The organism is uncultured Romboutsia sp., assembly GCF_958366745.1.
GTDB classification, from domain to species: domain Bacteria; phylum Bacillota; class Clostridia; order Peptostreptococcales; family Peptostreptococcaceae; genus Romboutsia; species Romboutsia timonensis.
In genome coordinates, this window is sequence record NZ_CATXCO010000165.1 from 1 (window position 1) to 5,380 (window position 5,380).

At 27.9% G+C, this 5,380-nt stretch carries 5 protein-coding genes; all 5 read left to right on the forward strand.

The window, feature by feature from the left end; genetic code table 11:
- Positions 1-1,412: potassium/proton antiporter (locus Q5F54_RS10120; protein WP_302334356.1), on the forward strand; the 1,412-nt coding region annotated here is incomplete at its 5' end.
- A 132-nt stretch (positions 1,413-1,544) separates the two neighbouring features.
- The gene (locus Q5F54_RS10125) at positions 1,545-2,453 is read left to right on the forward strand and encodes an SDR family oxidoreductase (protein WP_071120284.1); all 909 of its coding nucleotides are present in this window, start codon (positions 1,545-1,547) and stop codon (positions 2,451-2,453) included.
- Positions 2,454-2,663: 210 nt separating this feature from the next.
- Positions 2,664-3,101, forward strand: a complete 438-nt coding sequence (locus Q5F54_RS10130) for a MarR family winged helix-turn-helix transcriptional regulator (protein ID WP_071121390.1) — start codon at positions 2,664-2,666, stop codon at positions 3,099-3,101.
- An 11-nt stretch (positions 3,102-3,112) separates the two neighbouring features.
- On the forward strand, positions 3,113-4,195 hold the full coding sequence (locus Q5F54_RS10135; RefSeq protein ID WP_281537751.1) for an FUSC family protein: 1,083 nt from the start codon (positions 3,113-3,115) through the stop codon (positions 4,193-4,195).
- A gap of 236 nt (positions 4,196-4,431) precedes the next feature.
- Positions 4,432-5,367 (forward strand): M14 family zinc carboxypeptidase, encoded by a 936-nt coding sequence (locus Q5F54_RS10140; protein WP_302334357.1) that lies wholly within the window; start codon positions 4,432-4,434, stop codon positions 5,365-5,367.
- Positions 5,368-5,380: the final 13 nt, after the last annotated feature.

Consider the following 5,380-nt stretch of genomic DNA (forward strand, 5'->3'; position numbering starts at 1 on the left):
AATTAATGATTATATCTAGTTTAGTACTTTTAATTTCAATAACCTCAAGTAAAGTACTTTATAAATTTGGAGTTCCAATACTACTTATTTTTATTGGATTAGGAATGATATTTGGATCTGATGGTATTGTGGGGATATATTTTTCAGATTACGAATTAACCAAAGAGATAAGTTCAATTGCATTAGTTATTATAATGTTTTATGGTGGATTTGGAACCAATTGGTCAATGGCAAAGCCATCAGCCCTCCAATCGATACTTATGTCAACTTTAGGGGTAATAATAACTGCAACTCTTACCGGATTATTTTCACATATTGTACTAAAAATTACATTATTAGAAGGATTACTTATAGGTGCAGTGGTAGCATCTACAGATGCAGCATCAGTATTTGCAATACTACGTTCACAGAAGTTAAATTTAAAAGGCTCACTTGCGCCTTTATTAGAAGTTGAAAGTGGTAGTAATGACCCAGTTGCTTATATGGCTACATTATCAATATTATTACTTATGGATAATAAAGGGATATCTATGTTATTTCCTATGGTAATAAAACAAATTGTATTTGGATTATTAGTTGGGATATTACTAGCAAAGTGTACTATATTTTTTATAAAAAATTTAAAGTTTGAAATAAAAGGATTTTATCCAATATTTATATTAGCGATAGCCATATTATCATATTCATTAAGTGAATCCTTAGGTGGTAATGGGTACTTAAGTGTTTATATGTCAGGGATAATCATTGGAAATAGTAGCCATCTACCTTATAAAAAAAGCTTGTTTCAATTCTTTGATTGTATTTCTTGGATTATGCAAATAGTTTTATTCTTTATGTTGGGTCTGTTATCATTTCCATCAAAGTTCATTAACATAATAGGTATATCAGTATCTATTTCTATATTTATGATTCTTGTTGCTAGACCAGTAGCTACATTTATAACATTATATCCGTTTAAATATTCAATAAAAGAAAAGTTATTCATTTCTTGGGTTGGGTTAAGAGGAGCTGCATCTATAGTTTTTGCCATATATGCAACGACTTATGGTGTTAATATGACCTATGATATTTTTCATATTGTTTTTTTCGTAGCACTATTTTCAGTATCAATTCAAGGAACATTACTTCCTAAATTTGCTAAAAAACTTGATTTAGTTGATAATAATACTTTAGTATTAAAAACGTTTAATGACTATGCAAGTGATATAGATAGACAATTAATAGAAGTAAATATTACTCCTGATAGTAAGCTGGTAAACAAAAGTATTGCAGATGCAGATATATCAGAGGATATTTTAATACTTATGATAAAGCGAAGAGGAAAAACTATAGTACCTAAAGGAGTCACAATTATCGAAGATGGAGATGTATTAGTTGTTACTGGAGATAATCTAGAACAAATTTCATTGTAAAAATACAAAGATAAAAAGTTCTCTTATTTATTAAGTAAGAGTACTTTTTTATAAAAATTATTATAAATACTACTCATTATTAATATAAATTATATTAAAGTAAATATTTAAATAATTTAAAGGTGGTGTTATATGTATCCAGTTTATAAAAGCTTAGGAGTTAAAGAAGAGTGTAAAGATGTAAAAGTGCAATTTCCACCCCAACATCAAGAGTGTCAACCAGGACTTGAGTATATAATGATGCCTAGACCAATATCAAACAATCCATACTCTAGGGGGAGTGGGAAATTACAAGGAAAGGTAGCTATTATTACTGGTGGTGATAGTGGTATTGGAAGAGCTATAGCATATGCATTTGCTAAAGAAGGTGCAGATATTACTATTTCATATTTAAATGAGGAAGAAGATGCATGTGAAACAAAAGCTTTTGTAGAACAAATAGGAAGAAGATGTTTATTAGTACCAGGAGATTTAAAAAATGAAGAAATGTCTAAGATAGTTGTTGAGAAAACAATAGAATGTTTTGGTAAAATAGATATATTAGTAAATAATCATGCAGTACAATTTGTACAAAATAGTATATTAGATATTACATCTGAACAATTAGATTTAACTTTTAGAACTAATGTTTATCCTTTCTTTTATATGACTAAAGCAGCACTTAAATACTTAAAAAGGGGAGCAGCAATAATCAACACAACATCTATTACTGCATATCAGGGCGAGCCTTTACTTATTGATTATAGCGCTACTAAAGGTGCAATATTAACATTTACTAGATCTCTTTCTCAGTCGTTAATAAAGGAAGGAATAAGAGTAAATGCAGTAGCACCAGGACCTATTTGGACTCCTCTTATTCCAGCATCATATTCTGCTGAACAAGTTGAAACTTTTGGAAGTGGAACTAGTTCAGTTCCTATGGATAGAGCAGGTCAACCATTTGAAGTTGCAACTAGTTATGTATTTTTGGCAAGTGATGATTCAAGATATATGTCTGGTCAAGTTCTTCATCCTAATGGAGGAACTATAGTAGGATCTTAAAATTTAGAATTTATAAGGTATTGGACTTTTTAGTTCAGTACCTTTTTTAATTAATACAATAATAGAAAATACAATATAAACACTGAAAAAACAATTATATGATTACAAATAAGTTGACATAATGAAAAAAAACAGATAAAATATAGTTAACAAAGTTAACTATAATGAATATTATATAAAGTCAGTCGATTTAGAAAGTGGTGAATAAAGGTGGATGACTTAAATTGGATATATATGATAGAAAAAATGCAAGAAATAAGCTTATTTTCAAGAATGATTATACATCGAGCTACTAAAGAGTATGAAATACCAGCACAACATTTAGATTTGTTATCACAGCTTATAACTCACGAAGAAGGCTTAACCCCAATGTGCCTTAGTAAAATTATGGGTGTGAATAAAACAATTATAAGTAGAGTAATAGATAGCTTAAATCAAGGAGGATATGTAGTTAAAACCAAAGATCCAAGAGATAAAAGAAGCTATTTTGTTTCTATTACAGAGCTAGGTAGAGAAAAAGTAGATAAAATATACGAATATTATTTAAGTCCAATTTATGAGCTACGTAGAAAATTGGGTGACGAAGATTTTTTTGAATTAATGTCTTGTATAGAAAAGGCAAATCAAAAAATGAGTCAAAATGAATAGGAGAGTGTATAATGAGCTTTTATCAAGCAATGCAGTTAGGAGCAATTAACTTAAAACCTTTAATTAAAGAAACGGAAGATAAAAAATTAAAACAAAAGTATATAACAGCCTTTGTTCTTAAGAATATATTATGTCTTTTATTTTGTATTTTTGTAGTATCTTCTTTTAGTAATATTTTTGGTAATGAAAATAGTGTAGTAGGAGTTGTAACAGTTCTTTCATTACTAACTTTTAGATTTTCAAATTTAGATTTTGATGCTAAACAATCAGCATTTACGTTATTTGGGATATTCTGTATATTTATGGTTGGACCGCATTTAGCAAGTATATCAACACCAATAGTAAAATTTGTTATAAACTTTATTTCAATAATGGCTATAGTTATATTATCATGCCATAATGTGGTATTATCTAATCAATCAATATTAGTATTATCATATTTACTTTTATATGGATACCAAGTTGATAATATAAATGTATATATAAGTCGTGTATGTGGATTAGCATTAGGTGGTATTATAGTAGCTGGAGTATTTTATATAAAGCAAAGAAAAGTAAAGTTTGAAAACAAACTTTCTGATGTTATAAAAGATGTTAATTTTAATAACGATAGAACTAAGTGGCAACTAAAATTAACACTTGCAATATGTTCAGCGTTATTAATAGGTGATTTATTAAATCTACCAAGAACAATGTGGATAGGTTTTGCATGTATGTCAATAGTTCAACCATATAAAGATAGAATGGATACTCGTTGTAAAGAAAGAGTTCCATTTGCTGTTGTGGGATGTATAATGTATTGTATTCTATACTTTATATTACCAAAAAACTTTACATCATTAATAGGAATGTTAGGTGGAATTATGGTTGGATTCTCTGCAACATATAAATGGCAAACTGTATTTAACACGTTTGGTGGTTTAAATTCAGCAGTATCAATTTTAGGATTAGAAGTAGCTATAATATTCCGTATAGTAAATAATGTATTTGGGGCTATATACGGAAGATTATTTAGTAAGATATTTGATAAAGTAGAAGAAAAAATTACAAATAGAAGTATAATTGAAGAAATGACAACAAGTGACGAATTATAAAATGAAGGTTTATCTGCATAGTATGTAGGTAAACCTTTATTTTTGAGCAATGGATGTATCCGTAGGGGCAGCAGGGATATATCGTTGGTGAAATGAGAGAAGCGAAATTTTTATATAATTAAACCTTATTAAATATCCTAAAATGATTTTTAATCATCTTAGGGTATTTTTGCATATTTTACTATATACAAAAAAACAAATTATAAAGTAATAGTAATGAAAAAAAGGAGGATACTGTGGTAAACAGATGTTATAAAAGTTATATAAATTTATATCAATCTAGTTACTTTTCAAAATATGTTAATAAAGCCATATATAAACTAGGTAAATACAATAAGGGATTATTATATGTAAATAAAATAGGGGAATCGGTACAAGGAGTACCTATATTATCTATTAAAATAGGTAGAGGTAGTACAAAAATATTAATTCAAGCAACTCATCATGCTAGAGAAGCAATTACTACTATATTGTTACTTGATCAAATTAATTATCTATTAAATTTATATGAGATAGATTATAGTATAAACAATATGAGTATACGTAATCTTTTAAAATATGTAACATTTGTTTTTGTGCCGTTAGTTAACCCAGATGGTGCAAATTTAGTAATTAACGGAGGGAAGTTTGTATCTAAGGAATATAAAGATAAACCATATTTAAAAGAAAGTTTATTTCCATGTTGGAAGGCAAATATTAATGGAGTAGATTTAAATAGAAATTATCCAACAATGTATCCATCATCAGATTCTGTAACATCTCCAGCATATAAATCATATAAAGGTCCATATTATTTTTCAGAACCAGAGACATATGCATTAAAATGTTTAACAGAAAAATACAACTTTGATGGTACAATTTCATATCATTCATCAGGAGAGGTGATTTTCTGGCAATATAATCAATTAGATATAGAAAGAGATTTATCTATTGCTAAGAAAATATCTAAGGAAACAGGATATGATTTAGAATCAGAAGAAGGTCCTGTAATAGGGAACGGATATAAGGATTGGTTTATTGAAAATTATCAAAAGCCAGGACTTACAATAGAAGTATCCCCTTATGTAGGAGAAAGAAAGGTACCCATAGAAAATTATAAAGATATTTTTGAAAGAAATAAAAATGTACCTATTCTATTTGCCCAAGAAGTTTTTTATAAAATAATAGATTAATATAAATAAGCTA

What these genes read in the sequence shown, in the direction of transcription:
- Q5F54_RS10125 (WP_071120284.1), top strand. Translation starts at nt 1,545, where the DNA reads ATGTATCCAGTTTATAAAAGCTTAGGAGTTAAAGAAGAGTGTAAAGAT.
- Q5F54_RS10135 (WP_281537751.1), top strand. Translation starts at nt 3,113, where the DNA reads ATGAGCTTTTATCAAGCAATGCAGTTAGGAGCAATTAACTTAAAACCT.